Source organism: Saccharopolyspora montiporae, assembly GCF_015209505.1.
GTDB classification, from domain to species: Bacteria; Actinomycetota; Actinomycetes; order Mycobacteriales; family Pseudonocardiaceae; genus Saccharopolyspora; species Saccharopolyspora montiporae.
Genome location: NZ_JADEYC010000014.1, coordinates 1 through 21,248 on the forward strand (window position 1 = coordinate 1; position 21,248 = coordinate 21,248).

A 21,248-nucleotide genomic window follows, 5' to 3' on the forward strand; every position below is an offset into this window, starting at 1 on the left:
TTCGTCCCGTCCGCTGATGCGCACTCCGCTGCATCCGCTGATCCGGACACCGGTGTCCCCGCTGATGCGCACCCCGGTGCGGCCGCTGATCCGGACGCCGCGGTGGTTTCCGCTGATGCGCACGCCGGCGCTGCCGCTGATCCGGACTCCGGTGTCCCCGCTGATGCGCACCCCGGTGCGGCCGCTGATCCGGACGCCGCGATGCGCCGCCGCCTCGCTGTGTTCGTTGCGTGTCCACCCAGCCATCGGGCGAGTGAAAAGGCTGGGCTGAGTGGCGGTTTCGGTGCCGAACATGGTGTGCCTCCCGCAGGCGAGAAGATCGTTTGAACGTATGTGATCAAGTACGCAAGACCCATACAGGTGAAAAGCTAGGAGTAGAAATCCCCAGTAACAAGCCGCCAACTCGCCGCGCAGTGCAACCGTCTGGCTGGGCTCCATTCGGCTGCTGCGATTGCTCTGAACGAGTTATCTTGGGTGAGCTGAACCACTACGGTCCGTGTGATCGGACATCCCGGAACAGTGCAGCGCAAGCGCGCATAACGCGTGAGTCGGGCGAGTGGTGGCCGACCGCGGACCGCGGCGCGAACGCCGGTCCGGGCGGACCGCGCCGCCGGGGGTCGCGGCGCCTGCATGCCTGGTCTCGAAGGTCATGGCGCACGAACCGGACGACATCGGATACCGTACGACCGTGACTGTCGTGGAGACTGTGCTCGTCCTGGCGGTGATCCCCGCTGCCATCTACGGCGTGATCACGTTGATCGCGCTCTGGCCGCGGCTCATCCGCCCGCGCTACCGAGCCGGACAGGGGTGGGACTTCGCACCGGTCCTCTGGGTCGCCGACCCGGAAGCCGTGAACACCGCTGCTCCGGTGACCGGATCGGAATCCGGCTCCGAGGCCGCGGCCGACCCGGCCCGGCCCAGCACCGCTCGGGGAGGCGCACGTGGCAACTGGTGAGATCAGCAGGGAGACCGAAGACCCGGGCTCCGGCGAGGCGCTGACCGCGACCGGTCGGCTGTCCGTCGCCCGGCGCATCGAGCCGGACCGCCCCAGGCTGCCGTTCAGCCCGGGGCAATTGGCGCAGCTCGACGAGGCGCTGACCGTGTCCACTCGCAGCACCGGGCTGGAATTCGCCGTATACCTCGGAGATCTGGGCGAGGAGAGCCGGGAGCGCGCCGAGCAGCTGCACGCGGGTCTGGGTGCCCGCGCCGCGGGCGGTGTGCTGATCGCGGTATCGCCGGGTCAGCAGGTCTTCGAGATCATCACGGGCGAGCAGGCGCACCAGCGCATCCCGGACCGCAGCTGCCAGCTCGCGGCGATGAGCATGGTCGCCTCCTTCCGGGAGGGCGAACTGCTGGAGGGCGTGATCAGCGGGCTGCGCATGCTCTCCGATGCGGCGGGCTCGGCGTAGGCGACGCCGCGCGGTCCTGAAAACCACTGCGGGGCACCGACTTCCGGAATCATCCGGATGCCGGTGCCCCGCAGTTCGGGTCAGGAGCGGTCGAACTCCCGCGCCGCCAGGGCGCGCACGATACCGGCCCGGCCCTCGCTGACCAGCCTGCGCAGCGCCGGCGGGTGCTCACCGGCGAGCCACTCGTCGGCCGCTTCGACGGTCGAGGCCGACACGGCCCAGGACGGGAACAGGCCGATGACGGTCGGCTGGGCGCGTTCGCTGGAGCGGCGCTGCCAGACCTCGTCGATCTCGTCGAAGTACCGCTGCACGTACGGGGTCAGCAGCTCCCGCTGGGCCGGGTGCTGGAAGCCGGCGATGATCGCGTCGCTGACCGCGTTCGGCAGCTCGTCGTCGTGCACCGCCCGCTGCCACGCCTTCTCCTTGGATTCCGCCGTCGGCAGCAGCGCCCGGATCCGCTCGGCTCGGCGCCGGCCGGTGGCGGTCTGGTCGGTGGCCAGTTCCGCATCGATCTCTGCTTCGCTGGCGGCACCGTGCGCGACCAGGGACTGCAGCAGGTTCCAGCGCAGATCGGTGTCCACGACCAGGCCGTCCAGCGGTGCGGTGCCGTCCAGCCAGCCGCGCAGCGCGGAGGTCTGCTCCTCGGCCAGCACCGATCCGGCCAGCGAGTTCACGAACGCCAGCTGGTGGTCCGAGCCCGGTTCGGCGGCGCGGGCCAGTTCCAGCAGCCGAGCCGAGAAGCGGCGCCACCCCTCGTCCTGCCAAGACGGGTCCACATAGGACCCGAGCGCGGTCTGCGCCTGCATGAGCACCCGCTGCACCACCCCGATCTCGCTCTCCGCGCCGATGCCCGCGGACGCCGAGGTGCCCAGCACCAGGCTCACGAAATCCCGTGCCTTGAGCTCCGCCTCGCGGGTCATCTCCCACGCGGTCGACCAGCACAGCGCGCGTGGCAGCGAGTCCTCGATGTCGCCGATCCGGTCCACCAGCGTGCGCAGCGACTCCGGGTCGAAGCGCAGCGAGCAGTAGGTGAGGTCGTCGTCGTTGACCAGCACGAGGTCACCGCGGTGCACGCCGACGAGGTCGGGGACGTCGGTCTTCTCCCCGGTGACGTCCAGCTCCACCCGGTGCCTGCGGCGCAGCACGCCGTTCTCGTCGTCGTAGATGCCGATCGCCAGCCGGTGCGTGCGCAGTTCGCCCGCGCCGGGGCGCGCGCCGTTCTGCAGCACGGTGAACGAGGTGAACCGGCCCTCGTCGTCGACGGTGAACCGCGGCCGGATCATGTTCAGCCCGGTCGTCTCCAGCCATTCGGCGCTCCACCAGGACAGGTCCCGGCCGGAGGCGCCTTCCAGTGCCTGCAGCAGGTCCTGCAGCGTGGCGTTGCCCCACGCGTGCCGGTCGAAGTAGGTGCGCAGCCCGGCCAGGAAGTTCTCCAGGCCGACGTAGGCCACCAGCTGCTTGAGCACCGAAGCGCCCTTGGCGTAGGTGATGCCGTCGAAGTTGACCTCCACGGCCTGCAGGTCCGGGATGTCGGCGGCGACCGGGTGCGTGGAGGGGAGCTGGTCCTGGCGGTAGGCCCAGGACTTCTCCACGTTGGCGAACGTGGTCCAGCCGTGCGTGTACTGCGTGGCGCCGACCTGCGCGAGCACGCTGGCCCAGGTCGCGAAGGACTCGTTGAGCCACAGGTCGTTCCACCAGCGCATCGTCACGAGGTCGCCGAACCACATGTGCGCCATCTCGTGCAGCACCGTCTCGCAGCGGCGCTCGTAGAGGTAGGAGGTGACCCGGGAGCGGAAGACGTAATCCTCCAGGAACGTCACGCAGCCCGCGTTCTCCATGGCGCCCGCGTTGAACTCCGGCACGAAGCACTGGTCATACTTGCCGAACGGGTAGTCCACGCCGAACGCCTTCTGGTAGAAGGCGAACCCCTGCTTGGTCTCGGTGAACAGCCGCTCCGCGTCGAGGTGCTCGGCCAGCGAGGCGCGGCAGTACAGGCCCAGCGGGATGTCGTCCTGCCCGTCCTCGCCGATGTAGACGTCGCGCCATTCGGCGTAGGGCCCGGCCACCAGCGCGACGAGGTAGCTGGACAGCGGCCGGGTCGTGGCGAACACGTGCCGCTTGCCGCCGTCGGCGAGCTCGGTGATCTCGGCCGCGGCGTTCGACACCACCTTCCAGCTGCCCGGTGCGGTGACCGTCAGCTGGTAGACGGCTTTCAGGTCCGGCTGGTCGAAGCAGGTGAACATCCGCTTCGCGTCGGCGGTTTCGAACTGGCTGTAGAGGTAGACGCTGCCGTCGACGGGGTCGGTGAACCGGTGCAGCCCCTCGCCGGTGTTCGTGTACTCGCAGTCCGCGTGCACCACGAGTTCGTTGTCCGCGGCCAGATCCGGCAGCCGGATGCCGGTGGACTCGTCGTAGTCGGACACGTCCAGCGCGACCCCGTTGAGCTCGGCGCGGTGCACTCGCGCGGCGACCAGGTCGATCCAGGTGTCCGCCCCGACCCGGTCGCTGCGGAACCGGACGGTCGTGGTGGAACCGAACGTGGCCGCGTCCGGCCCGTCCGCACCCCGGGACAGGTCCAGGTCCACCGAGTAGGACTCGACCTCCAGCAGTGCCGCGCGCTGCTCGGCCTGTTCGCGGGTGAGGTTCGGCGGGGCCACGGATCACCTCGTTGTTCGTCGGGAATGACTTGGGCAGGTGGCCGATTCGGCGCCACCGGCGTGGGCATCCAATCACGCCGCAACTCCGGCCGCGCTGCCCGGCGCACCGCGCGTTGGGCGGACGTGGTCGGGCGGGCGGGAAGACAATCGGCGGCGACGAGGTTAGTACTCGACGTGGGGGCTCGCCGAGTGCCCGATGCGACCGCGCAACACAGGAGAGTTGATGACTGCAGCAGCGCGCCCGAAGGTCGACTTCTACTTCGACCCGGTCTGCCCGTTCGCCTGGCTGTCCTCCCGCTGGATCCTGGAGGTGGCCGAGGTCCGGGACATCGAACTGCACTTCCGGGTCATGAGCCTGGCGGTGCTCAACGAGGGGCGGGAGACGTCCGCGGACTACTCGGACCTGATGAGCAGGGCGTGGCGTCCGGTCCGGGTGGCGATCGCCGCGGCCGAGCAGCACGGCGAGCAGGTGCTGTCCCCGCTGTACACCGCGATGGGGGTGCGGCTGCACGAGCGCCGGATGACGGACTTCGACCAGGTGATCGCCGAATCGCTGGCGGAAGTCGGCCTGCCCGCCTCGCTCGCGGACGCCGCCGGCTCGACCGACCATGACGAGGCGCTCCGTGCCAGCCACCACGAGGGCATGGATCCGGTCGGCCACGAGGTCGGCACCCCGACGCTGCACGTGGACGGGGTGGCGTTCTTCGGGCCGGTGATCACCCGTGTCCCGGAGGGCGAGGACGCCGGGCGGATGTTCGACGGTGCCGTGGCGCTGGCGGGTTTCCCGTACTTCTTCGAGCTCAAGCGCTCGCGCACCGAAGCGCCGCAGTTGGGCTGAGTCGATTCAGCTTCGCGGGGCCGTACGCGGCTGTGACAGGCTCGTGGTGATCTCCGAGCGCGCGGCGTTGTGCGCCCGCGCGCCGATGGTCGACACCGCGCCGGGGCGTCCCGCGCGGTGCTGTTGGAGTGCGTCCGCGAGGAGGGTTCATGACGGCGAGCACCGGCCACGTGATCGGAGGTGCGCGCGCCGACGGTGGTGGGGCGCGCATCGAGGTGGTCAACCCGGCCACCGAAGCGGTGATCGGTTCCGTGCCCGCGGGCACGTCCGCGGACGCCGATGCCGCGGTCACCGCGGCCCGGGAGGCATTCGCGGACTGGGCCGCCACCCCGCTGGCCGAGCGGGTCGCCTGCATCCGGCGGATCTCGGACGGACTGGCCGCGCGGCGCGAGGAGATCGCCACCACGGTCACCGCGGAGATGGGCTCACCGATCAAGTTCGCGACCCAGGTGCACGCGAGCGTGCCGGTGGCCACCTCGGCCGGTTTCGCGGACGTGCTCGACGGCGGGTTCGCCTGGACCGAGGAGGTCGGCAACTCGCTGGTGGTGCGCGAGCCGATCGGGGTGGTCGCTGCGATCACGCCGTGGAACTACCCGCTGCACCAGGTGGTGGCCAAGGTGGTCCCGGCGCTGGCGGCAGGCTGCACCGTCGTGCTCAAGCCGAGCGAGATCGCGCCGCTGACCTCGGAGATCTTCGCCGAGGTCGTCGCGGAGGCGGGCGTTCCGGCCGGCGTGTTCAACATGGTGCACGGAACCGGACCGGAGGTCGGTGAGGCGCTGGCGGCGCACCCCGGGGTGGACATGGTGTCGTTCACCGGGTCGACCCGGGCGGGTCGCCGGGTTTCCGAGGTCGCCTCGGGCACGGTCAAGCGGGTGGCGCTGGAGCTGGGCGGCAAGTCGGCGACGGTGGTGCTCGATGACGCGGACCTGGAGAAGGCCGTCAAGCTCGGTGTGGCCGGCTGCTTCCCGAACGGCGGGCAGAGCTGCAACGCGCTGAGCCGGATGCTTGTCCCGGAGTCGCAGCACGACCGGGTCGTGGAGCTGGCCGCCGCCGCGGTCGGCAAGTACGCGCCGGGCGACCCGACCGATGAGGGGACGCGGATCGGCCCGATGGTCTCCGCCGCGCAGCGCGACCGGGTGGTGGACTACATCCGCACCGGCATCGACGAAGGCGCGCGGGCTGTCGTGGGCGGTCCGGACGCGCCGGTCGACAAGGGCTACTACGTGCAGCCGACGCTGTTCGACCAGGTCACCCCGGACATGACGATCGCCCGCGAGGAGATCTTCGGGCCGGTGCTGTCCATCCTGACCTACCGGGACGAGGAGGAGGCCGTGCGGTTGGCCAACGACACCGAGTACGGCCTGGCCGGCGCGGTGTTCGGTTCCGAGGAGCGGGCGCTGTCGGTGGCCAAGCAGCTGCGCGCCGGGCAGGTCGACGTCAACGGTGGCCGGTTCAACCCGAACGCGCCGTTCGGCGGCTACAAGCAGTCCGGCAACGGCCGCGAGTTCGGCAGGTTCGGCATCGAGGAGTTCCTCGAAGTCAAGTCCATCCAGCGATGACGCCGATCGGCTGCGGCGCCGGAACCGGGTGCCGCAGCCGGTGTCCGCTGTGGACGGAAGTGTCCACAGTGCCCGTCACGGTCGAGCCAGGGCGGCGCGGGTGGTCTCCGGTGGGAACGGGGAGTGCGGTACGGCCCGCTCGGTGGTCGTCTCCCCGCGGCGAACCCGGCGGTGCAGCTCGGCCAGCACCGCCAGTTCGTCGCGCTGGCGGGCGAGGTCCGCCGGGCCCGCGGGATCGCCGTGCCCGGGTACCACGACCCGCGGGCGCAGGTCGAGCAGCCGGCCGAGGCTGGCCGGCCAGCGCGCGGGATCCGCGTGCTCGAAGTCCGGTGGTGCGCCCTGCTCGAACAGGTCACCGGCGAACAGCACGCCCGCGTCCGGCACGTGCACGGCGAGGTCGTGCCCGGTGTGCCCCGGGCCCGGGTGCAGCAGGTGCACCGCGCGCCCGCCCAGATCGAGCTCCGCGCTCCCGGCCACCAGCCGATCCGGCATGATCAGCGGGGTCCCGGCCAGCGCTCGGGCGGTGTCCGGCGCACCCGAGGCGTCGTAGTGTCGCACCCACTCCGCGCGCTGCTGCTCGGCGGTCCGGTCCAGGAACTCCGGGCACCGCTCGTGCGCCCACACCGGAACCGGACCGAACGCGGCGGTGCCGAAGCAGTGGTCGAAGTGTCCGTGCGTGACGACGACCACGCAGGGCAGTCCGGTGATCCCGCGCACTGCGGTGTGCAGGTCCCGGCCCTGCGCCAGGTCGCCCCGGGTGTCCACGACGAGCGCGGCGCGCGAGCCCAGCACCAGACCCGTGGTCAGGTCCAGTTCCGCGTGTCGCCGGGCGTGCACACCGGCGCCGAGTTCCAGCAGGTCCGTCATCGGCCGATCGTCCCGCCCGTACCGGTCGACCAGGGTGCGCGGGGCGCCGGAACGGTTTGGCACACTGCCTCGCGTGCGCGTCTATCTAGGTTCCGACCATGCAGGCTTCGAACTGAAGAACCACCTCGTGAAGTGGCTGGCCGAGCGCGGCCACGAGGTCACCGACGTCGGCCCGGCCGTCTACGACGCCGAGGACGACTACCCGCCGTTCTGCGTGGAGGCGGCCCGCCGGGTCGTCGCCGACGAGGGCAGCCTCGGCCTGGTGATCGGTGGTTCCGGCAACGGCGAGCAGATCGCCGCGAACAAGGTGCCCGGTGCTCGCGCCGCCCTGGCGTGGAGCGTGCAGACCGCCGAGCTCGCCCGGCAGCACAACAACGCGCTGCTGGCCGGCATCGGCGCCCGGATGCACACCACCGAGGAGTCCGAGCGGATCGTCGAGGCGTTCCTGGGCACCGAGTTCGAGGGCGGCCGCCACCAGCGCCGCATCGACCTGCTCACCGAGTACGAGAACACCGGCACGCCGCCGGCGTTGCCCGAGGACTGAGTCCGTGCGCTCGGCACACCCGGCCAACGCGTTGCTCACACCGCTCATCGCGTTCGGGGCGACCGGGGCCGGGGTGCTGGCGCTGTTCTTCGCCCAGCGCGCCCTGGCCCCGTCGCTGGTGGGCGGGGAGTGGGCGATCTGCCGCACGCCCGATTGCCTGCTGGGCGTCGGGTTGTGGCTGGTCGCGGGCGGTTTCGCCCTGCTCTGCGCCTCGGTGATCGCCGGGGCGCTGGCTGGGTTCCGGGTGCGCGAGCGGGCAGCGTCGGTGCGCCGCGGGCTCATCGTGGCGGCCTGCTGCCTGGTCGTCTACCTCGCCGGGTCCGCGGTGTTCTGGATCCTCGTGTGACCGGGCACGTCCCGGCCTGAACACGAATCCGAGGACCGAGATGCCCGAAGGCCACACCCTGCACCGCTTGGCGCGGCTGCACCAGGATCGCTTCGCCGGTCACCGCGTGCGGGTGCTGAGCCCGCAGGGCCGGTTCGCCGCGAGTGCGTCCGCTGTGGACGGTTCCGTGCTGGAACGGGCCGAGGCGCACGGCAAGCACCTGTTCCACTTCTACGGGCCCGAGCGGGCCGTGCACGTCCACCTGGGCCTGTACGGCGCGTTCACCGAGGCCGAACTGCCGGTCACCGAACCCCGCGGCCAGGTCCGGATGCGGGTGGTCGGGCCGACCCACTGGACCGATCTGCGCGGGCCCACCGCGTGCGAACTGCTCGACGGCGGCGAGATCGAGGCGGTCCGGGCGCGGCTCGGCCCCGACCCGCTGCGGGCCGACGCCGATCCGGACGCGGCGTGGCAACGCCTCTCGCGGTCGCGCACCAGTGTCGCCGCGCTGCTGATGGATCAGAAGGTGCTGGCCGGGGTCGGCAACGTGTACCGCGCGGAAGTGCTGTTCCGGCACGGGCTGGACCCGCGCACTCCCGGTCGGGAGCTACCCAGGGCGACGTGGGAATCCGCCTGGCACGACCTGGTGGCGCTGATGGAGCACGGCGTGCGGTACGGGCGGATCGACACGGTTCGGCCCGAGCACGAGCCGGAGGCCACCGGCCGGGCTCCGCGCCAGGACCGGCACGGCGGCGAGGTCTACGTCTACCGGCGCGCCGGGATGCCGTGCCTGGTCTGCGGTGCGGTGGTGCGCACGGTCGACCTCGCGGGCCGCAACCTCTACTGGTGCCCCGGCTGCCAGGGCTGACCGCGGAACGCGGGTTCTAGAACCCGAGGTCGAAGTCGAAGTCGAAATCCCCGCCGTCGCCGGCATCCCCGCCGTCGCCCGGGTCGCCACCGTCGCCGCCCGGATCACCGCCGCCGGCGTCACCGCCCGCGGGGTCGCCGCCCGCGGCCGCCGCCGGCACTCCGGTCATCCCGCCCAGCAGGGCGCTGGTCAGCATGAACGTGCCGACGCCCCAGGCCCCGGCGACCAGCGCGGGCTTCCACCAGGGCTGGCTGTACCAGCCTTCCGGGACGGGGCGTCCGGCGACCTGGCCGCCCGGGTAGTAGTGCGGAGTGGCCTCCGAGGGCTCGGGCGAGGCCACCTGCCGCTCACCCTCGACCTCGACCTCGCGGTGCTCGGTGACCTTGCCCGCCCGGCTGCGGCCGTTGACGTCGGGCAGGTCCGGGCCCGGGTCCATGTCCATCGCGAGCCGGGCGGCGCGGGCGTAGTAGAGGCCTTCCAGCGCCGAATCGGTCGTGAGCTTGGCCTTCTCCGCGGTATCGGCCTGCTCCAGCTGGGAGACCGCGGCGGTGTGCCGCTCGGCGGCGTCGGCGAGCGCCTGCTTGGCCGCCTCGTTCGTGCCCACCAGGTTCAGCACTTGACCACCCAGCCGCTCGACCCAGCGCCGGGCGTCGGCCTTGGCGTCCTCCAGCTGCTTCGCGCGGTGGGCGGCCTCGGTGCGGCGCGACCACCAGACCGCGACCACGATCACCGCTGCCGCGATCGCGATGACGATCAGCGCGGTCATGCCGTCCTCCCGTCGCCGTCGGGCGTCCGGGCGGTTCTCGCCCGATCCGTGCTCCCGACGGTACCTGCCCGCACGGGCGGCAGCGGATCATCCGCCGAGCGGTACCTCCGCGATCGTCTCCCACTCCGAGCAGGAGTGATCCCGGTTGAGCCGCACCAGCGACAGCGAGTCGACCTTGGCGGTGATCGGCTCCACGACGGTGCCGTTGAGCGTGGCGATGGCGAAGATGGCCGGGCCCTCGGTCGTCGAGTGCGCGAGGGACACGTGCTGGTCGACGTCCTCCGGTTCCGGCGGCAGCGACGCCTCACCGGTGATCTCCGCCGTGGCGCCGCGCACCGCGGTGCGCAGCTCCCGGACGTTCGTCTGCGGCTCCGCGGGCAGCGCGAGCGATTCCGGCAGCACCACCGCGTGGTGGAAGGCCAGGGTCAGCGGGGGAGTGCTGCTGAGGCGTTCGCGCGCCGCGGCCAGCAGCGGATCGATGCGGTCCTCGTCGACCTCGTCGGTGAATCCGACCTCCTGGAGCAGGACGTGCATCCACTCCAGCGGGACGAGATCGAAACCGGGGAGGTCGCGGAGGGCGTACTGGTACTCGTTGACCAGGTTGCGCAGTCCGGGCTGGGTGGCCAGCGGCAGCAGCCACGCGTAGCTCGTACGCCCGGCGTACCACCCCGGGCGCCAGCGGGCGTGGTTGCGGACCTGATCGGCGTGCGGCGTGTCGGTCACCCCACACATACTGCACCGGCTTCGGCGCGATTGGGGCGAGGTTGAGCTATCTCACGGTTCCCGCGTGGACAGGTTCACCCGGCGGCGCGTGCTCCTCGGCCGGGTCCGCGCGCATCGTCGGCGCGGCGTCGGAGTCGCGCACCCGCAGCGAAATCGCGAATCCGAGCAGGGCGAATCCGAGCGGAGCCAGCAGTGCCGCGCCGTAGGCGGCCCCGGAATCCACAGTGGAGGAATCCGGGAACGCGGCGAGCACGGTGGCCACGACAGCCGTGCCCAACGCGGTGCCGACCTGGCGCCCCGCGTTGAACATCGAGCTGGCCTGGCCGAGCTGCGCCGGTCCGATCCGGGCGAACGTCGCGGTCTGCACCGGGGTGGTGAGCAGTCCCATCGCCACGCCTTGCCCGACCAGCAGGCAGACGAGGAGCCACACCGGACTTCCCGCCGTGCTCAGCCGGAAACCGAGCACGAGGACCGCTTGCAGCCCGAAACCGGCCAGCAGCAGGCGTTTCGGGCCGATCCGCGGGTACAGCGCGCCGACCACCTGGGTCACCAGCAGCATGCTCAGCGCCTGCGGCATGAGCACGAGGCCGGCCGCCGACGGTGGCATCGCGCGCACGTCCTGCAGGTACAGCGGGACGAGGAACACCACGCCGAACAACGTGCCCATCTGGCACATCAGCACCGCGTTGCCGGCCGCGAACATCCGCTCGCCGAGCAGCCGCACGTCCAGCACCGGCGCGCGCACGGCCAGCTCGCGGCGCACCAGGGCGGCCAGCAGCACCGCCGACACCGCCAGCGAGGCGGTGACTTGCACGTCCGACCAGCCGAGGTGGGCGACGCGGTCCAGTCCGAACAGCAGGGTCGCCAGCCCGCCTCCGGCGAGCAGGAACCCCGGCAGGTCGAACCTACCCGGCTCCGACCGCGGCTCCTCGCGCAGGAACAGCACGGTGCACAGCAGGGCCAGCGCTCCCACCGGCACGTTGATGAAGAAGATCCACCGCCAGCTGGCGTGCTCGACGAGCACCCCGCCCAGCACCGGTCCGAGCGCGGGCGCGACGGTGGTGGGGATGGCCAGCACGGCGCCGGCCTTCGCGCGCTCGTGCGTCGGGAACGCGCGGAAGAGCATCGCCTGCCCGACCGGCACGAGCATCCCGCCGCCGACGCCCTGCAGCACGCGTGCGGCGATGAGCACCCACATCTCGGTGGCCGCCCCGCACAACACCGAGGCGAGGGTGAACACGACGACGGCCGTCTGGAAGGTGCGCTTGCTGCCGAAGCGGTCGGCGATCCAGCCGGCCGACGGGATGAACACCGCCAGGCTGACCACGTACCCGGTCAGCACCCATTGCAGCGTCGCCTCGCCGACGTCGAACTCCCGGCCGAGGGTGGCCAGCGCGACGTTGAGGATCGTGACGTCCAGGATCTGCATGATCAGGCCGAGCACGAAGGTGATTCCGACTAGCCACTTGTATTCGATGCGGCGCACTTGACCTCCGCTCGGTGCCGGGAAGCGGTCGACGTGCCGCGCCGTGGTGGTGGCGATCGGGCGGGAACATGAGCAGGCCCGCGCCCCCGGGACGGGAGCACGGGCCTGCCGTGCGGAGCGGGCGACGGGAATCGAACCCGCGTAGCCAGTTTGGAAGACTGGGGCTCTACCATTGAGCTACGCCCGCGTGCTTGATCGAACCGATCGCCCCGGACCCTACCGGAGAGCTCCCGCAGCGGGGGAATCCCCCGTGTCGCGGGCCACCCGGCGGCGTTCGCCCGGCCGACGGCGTTCGGTTGACCTTGCGTGCCCCACCCTAACCGGTCGCGATAGGCTCATCGCCACGCACCCGGACGCCCGGGTGCTGCGCACGTCGGACGGGGTGTGGCGCAGTTTGGTAGCGCACTCGCTTTGGGTGCGAGGGGTCGTGGGTTCAAATCCCGCCACCCCGACGTCGCGACCGGTCGCTCGCCCGCGCGGGCGAGCGACCGGTGTCCCGCCGCACACCCGCGCCGGTGCCCGCTAACGCGCGGAGCGCACCGACCGATTCCTCCCCTGTGCAACCTGCGAACAGTGGCCGCCGGAACCGCGTTCCCGCGGTGGCGGTGTGCGCGGCCCTCGGTGCGATCGCCGCGTCCCTGATCGGGGTCTCGTTCTGGCTGCCCGGCCCGGAGGACGGGAGCGCCGGGACCGGCGAGGACATCGTCACCGCGGTGACCCCGACCCGGTGAGTCCGGCGGGTGATCACGCGGTGACGGCGGTGACCGACACCGCCTCCGGTAGCGCGGGATCCTTGCCGCAGCTGTTCGGCCGGGGCGGTTCGAGCCGGTGTTCGCGGACCGAGACCCGCCAGCGGCGGCCGTCGGTGTGCTCGACGGTGAACCGCTCGGGCCCGGTCGCGCGCACCCGCAGCGCGTCGATGCCCCGCTCGCCGGTGCGTTCGCGCACTGCGAGCTCGGCGGCCTGCCCGCCCGCCGGCCAGCTGGAGCGGCCCCGGCACCCGGTGAGCTCCACCGTCCGGTCAGCGGCCCCGTCCAACGCCCGGATCGCGGTGTCCGCGTCGAGCCGCCCGTAGGCGTAACCGCTGGGCAGCAGCACACCAGCCGGGGCGAACCGGTGCCCGCCGGTGTGCGTGCTCTCCCACACCCGGTCGTCGTCGCCGAGCTCGTCGAGCAGCGGGCGGGCCAGGAGTGCGCAGCAGCGGTCCCGGCGGCCGTTCGTGCAGACCAGCAGCCGCGGGTCTGCGTCCGCGTACCCCCACCCGTCGTGCTCGCCCGCTGCGATGCGGGAGAAGTCCAGGTCCAGCAGCTCGCCCGGCTTGCGGGTGCTGCTGCGGCGCAGCCAGCCGGCGCCGGGACCGGTGTGCGCCAGCAGCACCTCGCGGGGTGCCGCCGGCTCCGTGTCCGCGTGCCTCCCGGGCCGGCGGATGAGCTGCACGCGCACGCCCGTGCCCTCGGTGCGCCGGGTGAGCTCGCGCCCCAGCTCGGGGTCCAGGTGGCTGTCGGTGAGTCCCTCGCGCCCCCACGGCCCCGGCTGCTCCAGGCACAGCCACGCCGCGGCGGGCGCCGCGGTCCCGGGTAGCGGCTCGGCCAGCTGGGCGGACAGCGCGGAGCAGGTGGGTGCGGTGGCGTGCATACCGCCACTCAAGCACGCCCGGCGGGGGCAGTGCCGTGGCCGGGAGTGCCGGGTGCGCAGAACGGGTACGACGAGGTCGGTGCCCGTCCGGGAGGTCCGGCACCGGCAACCCCGGCCCACCTGCTCGGGGTGGAAGCAATAGACTCAGAGGTCAGCCCGGCACATCGGCGACGTGGCCGCGTGCCGCGCCCGCCAGGCACCGCCGGGAGTCAAGCACGTTCGCACTAGGAGACCACGTGAAGAGCACCGTCGAGCACCTGAGCCCGACGCGCGTCCGGATCAACGTCGAGGTGCCGTTCGACGAGCTCAAGCCGAACTTCGACCGCGCGTACAAAGCACTCGCCCAGCAGGTCCGCATCCCGGGCTTCCGCCCCGGCAAGGTCCCGGCTCGGGTGCTGGAGAGCCGCATCGGTCGGGAACCCGTGCTCAACGAGGTCGTCAACGAAGCGGTCCCGGCGAAGTACATGGAGGCGGTCAACGGCACCGAGGTGCGTACCCTCAGCCGCCCCGACATCGAGGTGACCAAGATCGAGGACGGGGACGAGATCGCGTTCACCGCCGAGGTCGACGTCCGCCCCGAGATCACCGTTCCCGCGTTCGACGACCTGTCGGTGAGCGTGGACGACGTCGAGGTCACCGAGGAGGAGGTGACCGAGCAGCTCGACAACCTGCGGGCCCGGTTCGGCACCCTCACCGGTGTCGAGCGCCCGGCCCAGGACGGCGACTTCGTCAGCATCGACCTGTCGGCCACGGTCGACGGCGAAGAGGTCGAGGAGGCCAAGACCAGCGGTCTGTCTTACGAGATCGGCTCCGGGCAGCTCATCGACGGCATCGACGACGCGCTGACCGGCGCGAGCGAGGGCGAGACCAAGAACTTCACCACGGAGCTGGTGGCCGGTGAGCACGCCGGCCGCGAGGCCGAGGTGACGGTCACGCTGAACTCCGTCAAGGAGCGCCAGCTGCCGGAGGTGGACGACGAGTTCGCCGAGATGGCCAGCGAGTTCGACACGGCTGACGAGCTCGTCGCGGACCTGCGCGAGCGGCTCGGCAAGGTCAAGAAGATGCAGCAGGGCGTGGAAGCCCGGGACAAGATCCTGGACGCGCTGCTGGAGACCACCGAGGTCCCGCTGCCGGAGAAGGTCGTCGAGTCCGAGATCGAGGTCCGCGAGCACGACGCGGTGCACTCGTTCGACCACGACGAGCAGCAGTTCCAGCAGCACCTGCAGAGCCAGGGCCAGACCCGCGAGGAGTTCGACGCCGAGACCCGCCAGGAGGCGGAGAAGGCCGTCCGCGTCCAGCTGGTGCTGGACACCATCGCGGACGCCAACGACATCTCGGTGTCGGACAACGAGCTCACCGAGCGGATCATTTACCAGGCGCAGCAGTACGGCATGAGCCCGGACCAGTTCGTCCAGCAGGCCCAGCAGTCCGGCCAGCTCGGCGCGCTGTACGCGGACGTGCGGCGCAGCAAGGCGCTGTTCTCGGTCGTGCGGCAGGCCACGGTGACCGATGCGCAGGGCAACGCGCTCGACCTCGATGAGCTGTTCGGCCCCGAGGAGTCCGACGAGGGCGGGCAGCCGGAGACGGTCGAATCCGAGGTCGTGGAGGTCGCCGACTCGGACGCCGCCGATTCGGACGCCGCGGGCTCGGACGCTGCGGACGCCGACGCCACGAAGCCGGGGGCGACCAAATCGGAGTGATCCCCGCGCGGTGACATAGTGATGCGCATGCTCTGAGCGAACGTGGGCGGTACTGGGAAGCTGGTGCCGCCCACGTTCGTTAGGGTCGGTTGTAGCGGATCACCCGACAGGCGAGCAGGAGCCCAAGCGGGAAAGCAGAGCACCGGCGGGAGTCACCGCGCCTGGCGGACGTCCCAGCGAGTCCACAGTGGAAGTGGTTCGCCGCCGGTGAAAGTGACCCCAGTGGAAAAGGCCCATTGCGGGGGAAGGCAGGGAGACGTGACGCAGCACCTGACTGTTCCGGCGTCCGACGCGCAGTCGCCGTCCATGCGGACGGAGGCGGGCGGGCTCTCGCTCAACGACTCGGTTTACGAGCGGCTGCTGCGAGAGCGCATCATCGTCCTCGGCTCCCAGGTCGAGGACTCGATGTCCAACCAGATCTGCTCGCAGCTGCTGCTGCTGGCGGCGGAGGACCCGGACCGGGACATTTCGCTCTACATCAATTCACCGGGCGGCTCGGTGACGGCCGGTATGGCCATCTACGACACGATGCAGCTGGTGAAGCCGGACGTCGCGACGGTCGCGATGGGCATGGCCGCGTCCATGGGGCAGTTCCTGCTGTCCGCGGGCGCCAAGGGCAAGCGGTTCGCGCTGCCGCACGCGCGGATCATGATGCACCAGCCCTCCGCGGGCCTCGGCGGTACGGCCTCCGACATCGAGATCCAGGCCAAGATGTTCTCCAAGCACAAGCAGGAGATGGCCGAGCTGATCGCCGAGCAGACCGGGCAGACCGTCGAGAAGATCATCTCCGATTCGGACCGCGACCGCTGGTTCGCCCCGAGCGAGGCGCTGGAATACGGGTTCATCGACCACATCGCCTCCGCCGCGAACCTGCCGCGCGCATGACCGCCACGTCCGGACCAAGCCAAGAGGAGACACCCGCCGTGAGCTCGTTCCAGCCTCCGCAGTCCCGGTACGTGCTGCCCTCGTTCGTCGAGCGCACCGCGTACGGCGTCAAGGAGTCCAATCCGTACAACAAGCTGTTCGAGGAGCGCATCGTGTTCCTCGGCGTCCAGGTCGACGACGCGTCGGCCAACGACGTCATGGCGCAGTTGCTGTTCCTGGAGTCCGACGACCCGGACCGCGAGATCCAGATGTACATCAACTCGCCCGGTGGTTCGTTCACCGCGCTGATGGCCATCTACGACACCATCCAGTACGTCCGCCCGGACGTGCGCACCATCTGCCTGGGCCAGGCCGCCTCGGCCGCTGCGGTGCTGTTGGCCGCGGGCAGCAAGGGCAAGCGCATGGCGCTGCCGAACTCCCGGGTGCTCATCCACCAGCCCGCGGTCGAGGGGATCTACGGCCAGGTCTCCGACCTGGAGATCCAGGCCGCCGAGGTCCAGCGGATGCGCGATCTGCTGGAGTCGACGCTGGCCACGCACACCAACCGCACCAAGGAGCAGGTGCGCGAGGACATCGACCGGGACAAGATCCTCACCGCCGAACAGGCCGCCGAGTACGGCATCATCGACGAGGTGCTGCCGTACCGGAAGCTGTCGGCGCAGCAGTCCTGACACCCCGCGCCGCGCACCGCCGACCGCGGTCCGCCCCCTCCGCCGGGATGGGATGGGCCCGCGACACGACGCCGGCGGTCGCGGAAAGCAGGTGAACGGGCTGGCTCGGACGGGCTAGGGTTGGAGCTCGGCCGGGCGGCGGCCAACGCCCGCCACGCCCGGCCGGGTGCTTCCGGCAGATCGGGCGCAACGCTGGTCACACTGCGCTCGACGGGTGGCGGGAACTGCGAGCCTCCCCGAACGCGGGGAATGGCAGGTACCGTCGACGAGGACGAACGGTCAGGCGCACTGCCGGATGGTGTGCCGGAGGGGACGGGTCAGCGGGCATGGCACGTATCGGTGACGGCGGCGACCTGCTGAAGTGCTCCTTCTGCGGGAAGAGCCAGAAGCAGGTCAAGAAACTCATCGCCGGCCCCGGCGTGTACATCTGCGATGAGTGCATCGGTCTCTGCAACGAGATCATCGAGGAGGAACTCGCCGAAGCGGGCGACGTCAAACTCGACGAGCTGCCCAAACCGGCCGAGATCCACGAGTTCCTCGATCAGTACGTCATCGGGCAGAGCCCGGCCAAGCGCAACCTGTCAGTGGCGGTCTACAACCACTACAAGCGCATCCAGGCCGGTGAGCAGCGGGAGAGCCGCACCGAAGAAGCCGTGGAGCTGGCCAAGTCCAACATCCTCATGCTCGGCCCGACCGGCTGCGGTAAGACCTACCTCGCGCAGACGCTGGCCAAGATGCTCAACGTCCCGTTCGCGATCGCCGACGCCACGGCACTCACCGAGGCCGGCTACGTCGGTGAGGACGTCGAGAACATCCTGCTCAAGCTGATCCAGGCGGCCGACTACGACGTCAAGCGCGCCGAGACCGGCATCATCTACATCGACGAGGTCGACAAGATCGCGCGCAAGAGCGAGAACCCGTCGATCACCCGGGACGTCTCCGGTGAGGGCGTGCAGCAGGCGCTGCTGAAGATCCTGGAGGGCACCACCGCGAGCGTGCCGCCGCAGGGCGGGCGCAAGCACCCGCACCAGGAGTTCATCCAGATCGACACGACGAACGTGCTGTTCATCGTGGCCGGCGCCTTCGCCGGTCTGGAGCAGATCGTCGAGGAGCGGGTCGGCAAGCACAGCGTCGGTTTCGGCGCCGATCTGCGGTCGAAGAGCGACGCCGACACCGCCGACCACTTCGCCGACGTGATGCCCGAGGACCTCATCAAGTACGGGCTGATCCCGGAGTTCATCGGCCGGCTGCCCACCGTGGCGAGCGTGACGAACCTGGACAAGGACTCGCTCGTCAGCATCCTCACCGAGCCGCGCAACGCGCTGGTCAAGCAGTACAAGCGGCTGTTCGAGCTGGACAACGTCGAGCTGGAGTTCACCAAGACCGCGCTGGAGGGCATCGCCGACCAGGCGATCCTGCGCGGCACGGGTGCTCGCGGCCTGCGCGCGATCCTGGAAGAGGTCCTGCTGCCGGTCATGTACGACATCCCGAGCCGCGAGGACGTGGCCAAGGTCGTGATCACCGAGCAGACCGTCCGGGAGAACGTCAACCCCACCATCGTGGCGCGGCAGGCGGCCCGTCGGGAACGCAGGGACAAGTCGGCCTGACCCGGTTGAGCAGGTGCCCGGGACGGGCCCGCGGCGCGGGTTGATCGGTGGAGTGGCGGTCCCCCTGGAAGGAGCACCTGTCCCGTCTCCCGGTCACGTGAGCTCTGCTCCAGCCGGTCAACGGCGCAGGTGTCCGCCGATGAAGTCGACCACGTCCGGCAGGATGCGCCGCCAGTAGCCGGCGTTGTGCCCGCCCGGTTCGAACGAGGCCAGTTCGGCCTTCGCGAGCTGGGCGATGATCCGCGAGTTCTCGTAGAAGCGGTCGGCGGTCCCGCACCAGACACCGAGCGTGCGGCCGACTCGCCGGTCCGGGTGCTGCAGCGGATCGTTCGCGGCCCAGATCTCCTTCGCCGGAGCGGCGTGCTGCCGGTTGAGGCTCTCCCAGTGCGCGAACAGCGCGGGCGACATCGCGGCGGTCGCCGCTAGCGGCGCTCCGGTCTCCATTCGCTCGTGCGCGTAACCGAGTGCCCCGAACCCGCCCATGGACATGCCCAGGACGGCGGTGGGCAACGCCAGCCCCAGTTCGTCGAGCCAGCCGGGGAGTTCATCGCGCAGCATGGCCTGCGGGTCGGCGCCGTCTCCGGCGTCGTACCAGAAGTGCTGCCCGCCGTCCGGTGCCACCACCGCGAACGGTCCGGTCGCGCGCCGGATCGCGGCGTCGGTGACGAATTGGGGGAGCCCGAGATCGGCCAGTCCGCGGGCTGAGGAGCGCAGCGGGTGCAGCGCCAGGCACACCGGCAGCGCGTCCGGCCGGACATCGGGAGGTGCCGTCACCATCAGGTCCACTTCGGCCCCGCGGGCGGTGCTGTAGCGGCGGTGGAAGTCCAGGGTCCCCGGTCGCACATCCGGAACGGTGCCGTCATCGCCGGTCAGGCCCAGCGCGGAGCGCAGACCGGAGCCGCCGGGCAGCACGTCGAGCAGTGCTCCCGCGCCGCCGAGCAACCCCAGTCCGGCGAGCGAACCGGCGCCGGCGAGCATGCCGCGTCGCGAAACCCGCATGTCCGAATTGAACCACCGGATGTGGGCCCGTGCCGGGGAATCGACCTCCGTCGCATGCGGACCGGACGTTGTTGGACGATCATTGCCGGTGAGTACAACTGCGGCGGGACGGGGAGGACCGCGTCATGACCGAGATGCACGTCCTGCTGGTGCACGGTACGGCGGGCCCGTGGCACTGGCAGCGCTGGTTGGACAACCAGCTGCGTGAGCTCGGGCTGGTTGTCGACGTGGTCCAGCTGCCGTCCCGGCCGCGGCTGCACGACTGGTTGCCGGTGCTGCGCGAGCGGATGTCCCTGGTCCCGGATGGGATGGAGTTCGTCGTCGCCGCGCACGCGGACGGGGCCGGGCTGTGGCTGCACCACGCGGCGACCGCGGAGGAGCGCTGGCCGCGCGCCGACCGCGTGCTGCTCGTCTCGCCGCCTGCGCCGTGTGCGATCGGCACCGCAGCGGTGCGCCGCGTGGCCGGGCTCACCCGGCTGGTGGCCGGCACCGGCGATCCGGAGCTGGCGATGCACGAGGTGCGCGGCATGGCCGATGCCCTGCACGTCGAGGTGGACAGCATCCTGGACGGGGCCCGGCTGGACACGGAAGCCGGTTACGGGCCCTGGCCTGCGGCGCTGCGCTGGGTGCTGTACGGCTCGGTGCCGCTGACCGACCGGTTCGACGACATCCCGCGCCCCGCCGCCACCGGGGCGGCCGGCCGGTTGCGGTCGGTGTGAGCCGGCCCGCGCGGGCCGGGATTCAGCGCGCGGCTGCGGCTTCCGGCTCGGCCGAGTCCGCCAGCTCATCGCCGACGAAGTTGACGAGTTCGGGCAGCGCCTTGCGGTAGTACCTGCTGTTGTGCCCGCCGGGCGTGGTCGAGGCCACCTTCGGGTCCGCGCGGCGGATGAACTCGCGGGTGCCGTCGATGAACCGGTCGTTCGTGCCGCACCACACGCCGAGCGGCACGTCGCCGAGTTCGTCGACGTGCCGCAGCGGGTCCATCGCCGCCCACTCCTGCGCGTTGGCGAAGGCCCGCCGCTTGCGCATCCGACCCCAGTCGGTGATCAGCGCGGGGGAGACGACGGCGGTGGCCGTGGGCGGGTGCCCGTCGGCGATGCGCTGGCGGGTGTACAGCAGGGCGCCGAACCCGCCCATCGAGATGCCCGCGGCCGCGGCCGGCTCGCCGTGCGGACCGCCGAGACCGCGTTCCACCAGCCAGCTCGGTACCTCGTCCAGCAGCATCTGCATCGGGTCGTCGCCGCCGCGGTCGTGCCAGTAGCTGTTGCCGCCGCCGTCGACCGCGAGGAACACGTAGGGCGGAATCCGGCCGCGGTGCACCGAGTTGGTCAGCCAGGACGGCAGCGCGCCGACGGACTTGCGGGCGTCCCCGAACCTGCCGTGCAGCATCAAGCACACTGGAAGATGCTGTGGCGCAACACCTTCCGGATACATCGTGACGAGATCCACGTCGCGGCGGCGGGCTTGCGAATACACCTGCTCGACCGAGACGTTCGTGCGGTTGGCCAGCGGCTCGACCTTCTCCAGCGGCAGCGACGCGGCGTCGCCGCTGAGCCCGAGGCCCAGCGCCGCAGCGCCCGCCACCCCAGCGCTGAGGACGCTGCGTCGGCTCAGGAAACGACTCTCGCCCGAGTCGCCGTGACGCATGCGTCCTCCAGCTTCCCAGGTCTGCTACTCACCGGCGGCGGTTGGCGATGTGCCCACTACGG

Annotated in this window: 21 protein-coding genes, 2 tRNA genes and 1 pseudogene; 14 read left to right on the forward strand and 10 right to left on the reverse strand. The window is 71.2% G+C overall.

Annotated features, from left to right (window positions below; all coding sequences use genetic code 11):
• Positions 1-246, reverse strand: a pseudogene (locus tag IQ251_RS08445) (hypothetical protein); the annotation flags it as partial.
• A 442-nt stretch (positions 247-688) separates the two neighbouring features.
• Here IQ251_RS08445 and ctaJ point away from each other — a divergent pair.
• Positions 689-955: an aa3-type cytochrome oxidase subunit CtaJ gene (ctaJ, locus tag IQ251_RS08450; RefSeq protein WP_193927933.1), complete on the forward strand. Its 267-nt coding sequence runs from the start codon at positions 689-691 to the stop codon at positions 953-955.
• Positions 942-1,409, forward strand: a complete 468-nt coding sequence (locus IQ251_RS08455; RefSeq protein WP_193927934.1) for a DUF5130 family protein — start codon at positions 942-944, stop codon at positions 1,407-1,409. The genes ctaJ and IQ251_RS08455 overlap by 14 nt, the downstream gene beginning before the upstream one ends.
• Positions 1,410-1,489: 80 nt before the next feature.
• On the opposite strand, the gene pepN is transcribed toward IQ251_RS08455, so the two are convergent.
• A complete protein-coding gene (gene pepN / locus IQ251_RS08460) occupies positions 1,490-4,066 on the reverse strand; it encodes an aminopeptidase N (RefSeq protein WP_193927935.1) in 2,577 nt (858 codons plus the stop codon).
• 223 nt (positions 4,067-4,289) lie between these two features.
• Here pepN and IQ251_RS08465 point away from each other — a divergent pair, with 223 nt between their 5' ends.
• On the forward strand, positions 4,290-4,904 hold the full coding sequence (locus IQ251_RS08465) for a mycothiol-dependent nitroreductase Rv2466c family protein (RefSeq protein ID WP_193927936.1): 615 nt from the start codon (positions 4,290-4,292) through the stop codon (positions 4,902-4,904).
• Positions 4,905-5,053: 149 nt separating this feature from the next.
• Entirely contained in the window at positions 5,054-6,463 is a 1,410-nt protein-coding gene (locus IQ251_RS08470; protein ID WP_193927937.1) for an aldehyde dehydrogenase family protein, read from the forward strand.
• A 75-nt stretch (positions 6,464-6,538) separates the two neighbouring features.
• Here the strand turns inward: IQ251_RS08470 and IQ251_RS08475 are convergent, their stop codons facing one another.
• Positions 6,539-7,330, reverse strand: coding sequence for an MBL fold metallo-hydrolase (locus tag IQ251_RS08475; RefSeq protein ID WP_193927938.1), 792 nt, complete (start codon positions 7,328-7,330; stop codon positions 6,539-6,541).
• A 73-nt stretch (positions 7,331-7,403) separates the two neighbouring features.
• Here IQ251_RS08475 and IQ251_RS08480 point away from each other — a divergent pair, with 73 nt between their 5' ends.
• The 3 genes from IQ251_RS08480 to IQ251_RS08490 are packed head-to-tail and all read left to right on the forward strand — an operon-like array spanning position 7,404 to position 9,067.
• Entirely contained in the window at positions 7,404-7,874 is a 471-nt protein-coding gene (locus tag IQ251_RS08480; protein WP_193927939.1) for a ribose-5-phosphate isomerase, read from the forward strand.
• A gap of 4 nt (positions 7,875-7,878) precedes the next feature.
• The gene (locus tag IQ251_RS08485) at positions 7,879-8,220 is read left to right on the forward strand and encodes a hypothetical protein (protein ID WP_193927940.1); all 342 of its coding nucleotides are present in this window, start codon (positions 7,879-7,881) and stop codon (positions 8,218-8,220) included.
• Between the two features lie 40 nt (positions 8,221-8,260).
• Positions 8,261-9,067 (forward strand): Fpg/Nei family DNA glycosylase, encoded by an 807-nt coding sequence (locus tag IQ251_RS08490; RefSeq protein WP_193927941.1) that lies wholly within the window; start codon positions 8,261-8,263, stop codon positions 9,065-9,067.
• A gap of 16 nt (positions 9,068-9,083) precedes the next feature.
• Here IQ251_RS08490 and IQ251_RS08495 read toward each other — a convergent pair whose 3' ends face one another.
• The 4 genes from IQ251_RS08495 to IQ251_RS08510 all read right to left on the reverse strand — a co-directional run bounded on the left by IQ251_RS08495 (position 9,084) and on the right by IQ251_RS08510 (position 12,229).
• Entirely contained in the window at positions 9,084-9,833 is a 750-nt protein-coding gene (locus tag IQ251_RS08495; protein WP_193927942.1) for a hypothetical protein, read from the reverse strand.
• Between the two features lie 87 nt (positions 9,834-9,920).
• Positions 9,921-10,556 (reverse strand): 2'-5' RNA ligase family protein, encoded by a 636-nt coding sequence (locus tag IQ251_RS08500; RefSeq protein WP_370591278.1) that lies wholly within the window; start codon positions 10,554-10,556, stop codon positions 9,921-9,923.
• 46 nt (positions 10,557-10,602) lie between these two features.
• Positions 10,603-12,042 carry an MDR family MFS transporter gene (locus tag IQ251_RS08505; protein WP_193927944.1) on the reverse strand — a complete coding sequence of 480 codons (1,440 nt, stop codon included), beginning with the start codon at positions 12,040-12,042 and terminating at the stop codon, positions 10,603-10,605.
• 116 nt (positions 12,043-12,158) lie between these two features.
• Positions 12,159-12,229: transfer RNA gene (locus tag IQ251_RS08510), tRNA-Gly, on the reverse strand.
• 191 nt (positions 12,230-12,420) lie between these two features.
• Here IQ251_RS08510 and IQ251_RS08515 point away from each other — a divergent pair.
• Positions 12,421-12,494 (forward strand) — tRNA-Pro (locus IQ251_RS08515).
• 147 nt (positions 12,495-12,641) lie between these two features.
• The gene (locus IQ251_RS19960; protein ID WP_255526570.1) at positions 12,642-12,773 is read left to right on the forward strand and encodes a hypothetical protein; all 132 of its coding nucleotides are present in this window, start codon (positions 12,642-12,644) and stop codon (positions 12,771-12,773) included.
• A gap of 13 nt (positions 12,774-12,786) precedes the next feature.
• On the opposite strand, the gene IQ251_RS08520 is transcribed toward IQ251_RS19960, so the two are convergent.
• Entirely contained in the window at positions 12,787-13,677 is an 891-nt protein-coding gene (locus IQ251_RS08520) for a ferredoxin family protein (protein WP_193927945.1), read from the reverse strand.
• A 236-nt stretch (positions 13,678-13,913) separates the two neighbouring features.
• On the opposite strand from IQ251_RS08520, the gene tig reads away from it, so the two are divergent.
• The 4 genes from tig (at position 13,914) to clpX (ending at position 18,540) form a co-directional block, all read left to right on the forward strand.
• Positions 13,914-15,377, forward strand: a complete 1,464-nt coding sequence (tig, locus tag IQ251_RS08525; protein WP_193927946.1) for a trigger factor — start codon at positions 13,914-13,916, stop codon at positions 15,375-15,377.
• Between the two features lie 306 nt (positions 15,378-15,683).
• Complete coding sequence (locus tag IQ251_RS08530; RefSeq protein WP_193928105.1) at positions 15,684-16,262, forward strand: ATP-dependent Clp protease proteolytic subunit; 579 nt, start codon at positions 15,684-15,686, stop codon at positions 16,260-16,262.
• 38 nt (positions 16,263-16,300) lie between these two features.
• The gene (locus IQ251_RS08535; RefSeq protein ID WP_370591279.1) at positions 16,301-16,933 is read left to right on the forward strand and encodes an ATP-dependent Clp protease proteolytic subunit; all 633 of its coding nucleotides are present in this window, start codon (positions 16,301-16,303) and stop codon (positions 16,931-16,933) included.
• A gap of 326 nt (positions 16,934-17,259) precedes the next feature.
• Positions 17,260-18,540 (forward strand): ATP-dependent Clp protease ATP-binding subunit ClpX, encoded by a 1,281-nt coding sequence (gene clpX, locus IQ251_RS08540; RefSeq protein ID WP_193927948.1) that lies wholly within the window; start codon positions 17,260-17,262, stop codon positions 18,538-18,540.
• Positions 18,541-18,657: 117 nt separating this feature from the next.
• Here clpX and IQ251_RS08545 read toward each other — a convergent pair whose 3' ends face one another.
• Positions 18,658-19,539 carry an alpha/beta hydrolase gene (locus tag IQ251_RS08545; protein ID WP_193927949.1) on the reverse strand — a complete coding sequence of 294 codons (882 nt, stop codon included), beginning with the start codon at positions 19,537-19,539 and terminating at the stop codon, positions 18,658-18,660.
• 125 nt (positions 19,540-19,664) lie between these two features.
• Here IQ251_RS08545 and IQ251_RS08550 point away from each other — a divergent pair, with 125 nt between their 5' ends.
• The gene (locus IQ251_RS08550) at positions 19,665-20,258 is read left to right on the forward strand and encodes an RBBP9/YdeN family alpha/beta hydrolase (protein ID WP_193927950.1); all 594 of its coding nucleotides are present in this window, start codon (positions 19,665-19,667) and stop codon (positions 20,256-20,258) included.
• Positions 20,259-20,280: 22 nt separating this feature from the next.
• Here IQ251_RS08550 and IQ251_RS08555 read toward each other — a convergent pair whose 3' ends face one another.
• Positions 20,281-21,186 (reverse strand): alpha/beta hydrolase, encoded by a 906-nt coding sequence (locus IQ251_RS08555; protein WP_193927951.1) that lies wholly within the window; start codon positions 21,184-21,186, stop codon positions 20,281-20,283.
• Positions 21,187-21,248: the final 62 nt, after the last annotated feature.

What these genes read in the sequence shown, in the direction of transcription:
- IQ251_RS08465 (WP_193927936.1), top strand. Translation starts at nt 4,290, where the DNA reads ATGACTGCAGCAGCGCGCCCGAAGGTCGACTTCTACTTCGACCCGGTC.
- IQ251_RS08470 (WP_193927937.1), top strand. Translation starts at nt 5,054, where the DNA reads ATGACGGCGAGCACCGGCCACGTGATCGGAGGTGCGCGCGCCGACGGT.
- IQ251_RS08475 (WP_193927938.1), bottom strand. Translation starts at nt 7,330, where the DNA reads ATGACGGACCTGCTGGAACTCGGCGCCGGTGTGCACGCCCGGCGACAC.
- IQ251_RS08490 (WP_193927941.1), top strand. Translation starts at nt 8,261, where the DNA reads ATGCCCGAAGGCCACACCCTGCACCGCTTGGCGCGGCTGCACCAGGAT.
- IQ251_RS08495 (WP_193927942.1), bottom strand. Translation starts at nt 9,833, where the DNA reads ATGACCGCGCTGATCGTCATCGCGATCGCGGCAGCGGTGATCGTGGTC.
- IQ251_RS08520 (WP_193927945.1), bottom strand. Translation starts at nt 13,677, where the DNA reads ATGCACGCCACCGCACCCACCTGCTCCGCGCTGTCCGCCCAGCTGGCC.
- IQ251_RS08530 (WP_193928105.1), top strand. Translation starts at nt 15,684, where the DNA reads ATGCGGACGGAGGCGGGCGGGCTCTCGCTCAACGACTCGGTTTACGAG.
- clpX (WP_193927948.1), top strand. Translation starts at nt 17,260, where the DNA reads ATGGCACGTATCGGTGACGGCGGCGACCTGCTGAAGTGCTCCTTCTGC.
- IQ251_RS08545 (WP_193927949.1), bottom strand. Translation starts at nt 19,539, where the DNA reads ATGCGGGTTTCGCGACGCGGCATGCTCGCCGGCGCCGGTTCGCTCGCC.
- IQ251_RS08550 (WP_193927950.1), top strand. Translation starts at nt 19,665, where the DNA reads ATGACCGAGATGCACGTCCTGCTGGTGCACGGTACGGCGGGCCCGTGG.
- IQ251_RS08555 (WP_193927951.1), bottom strand. Translation starts at nt 21,186, where the DNA reads ATGCGTCACGGCGACTCGGGCGAGAGTCGTTTCCTGAGCCGACGCAGC.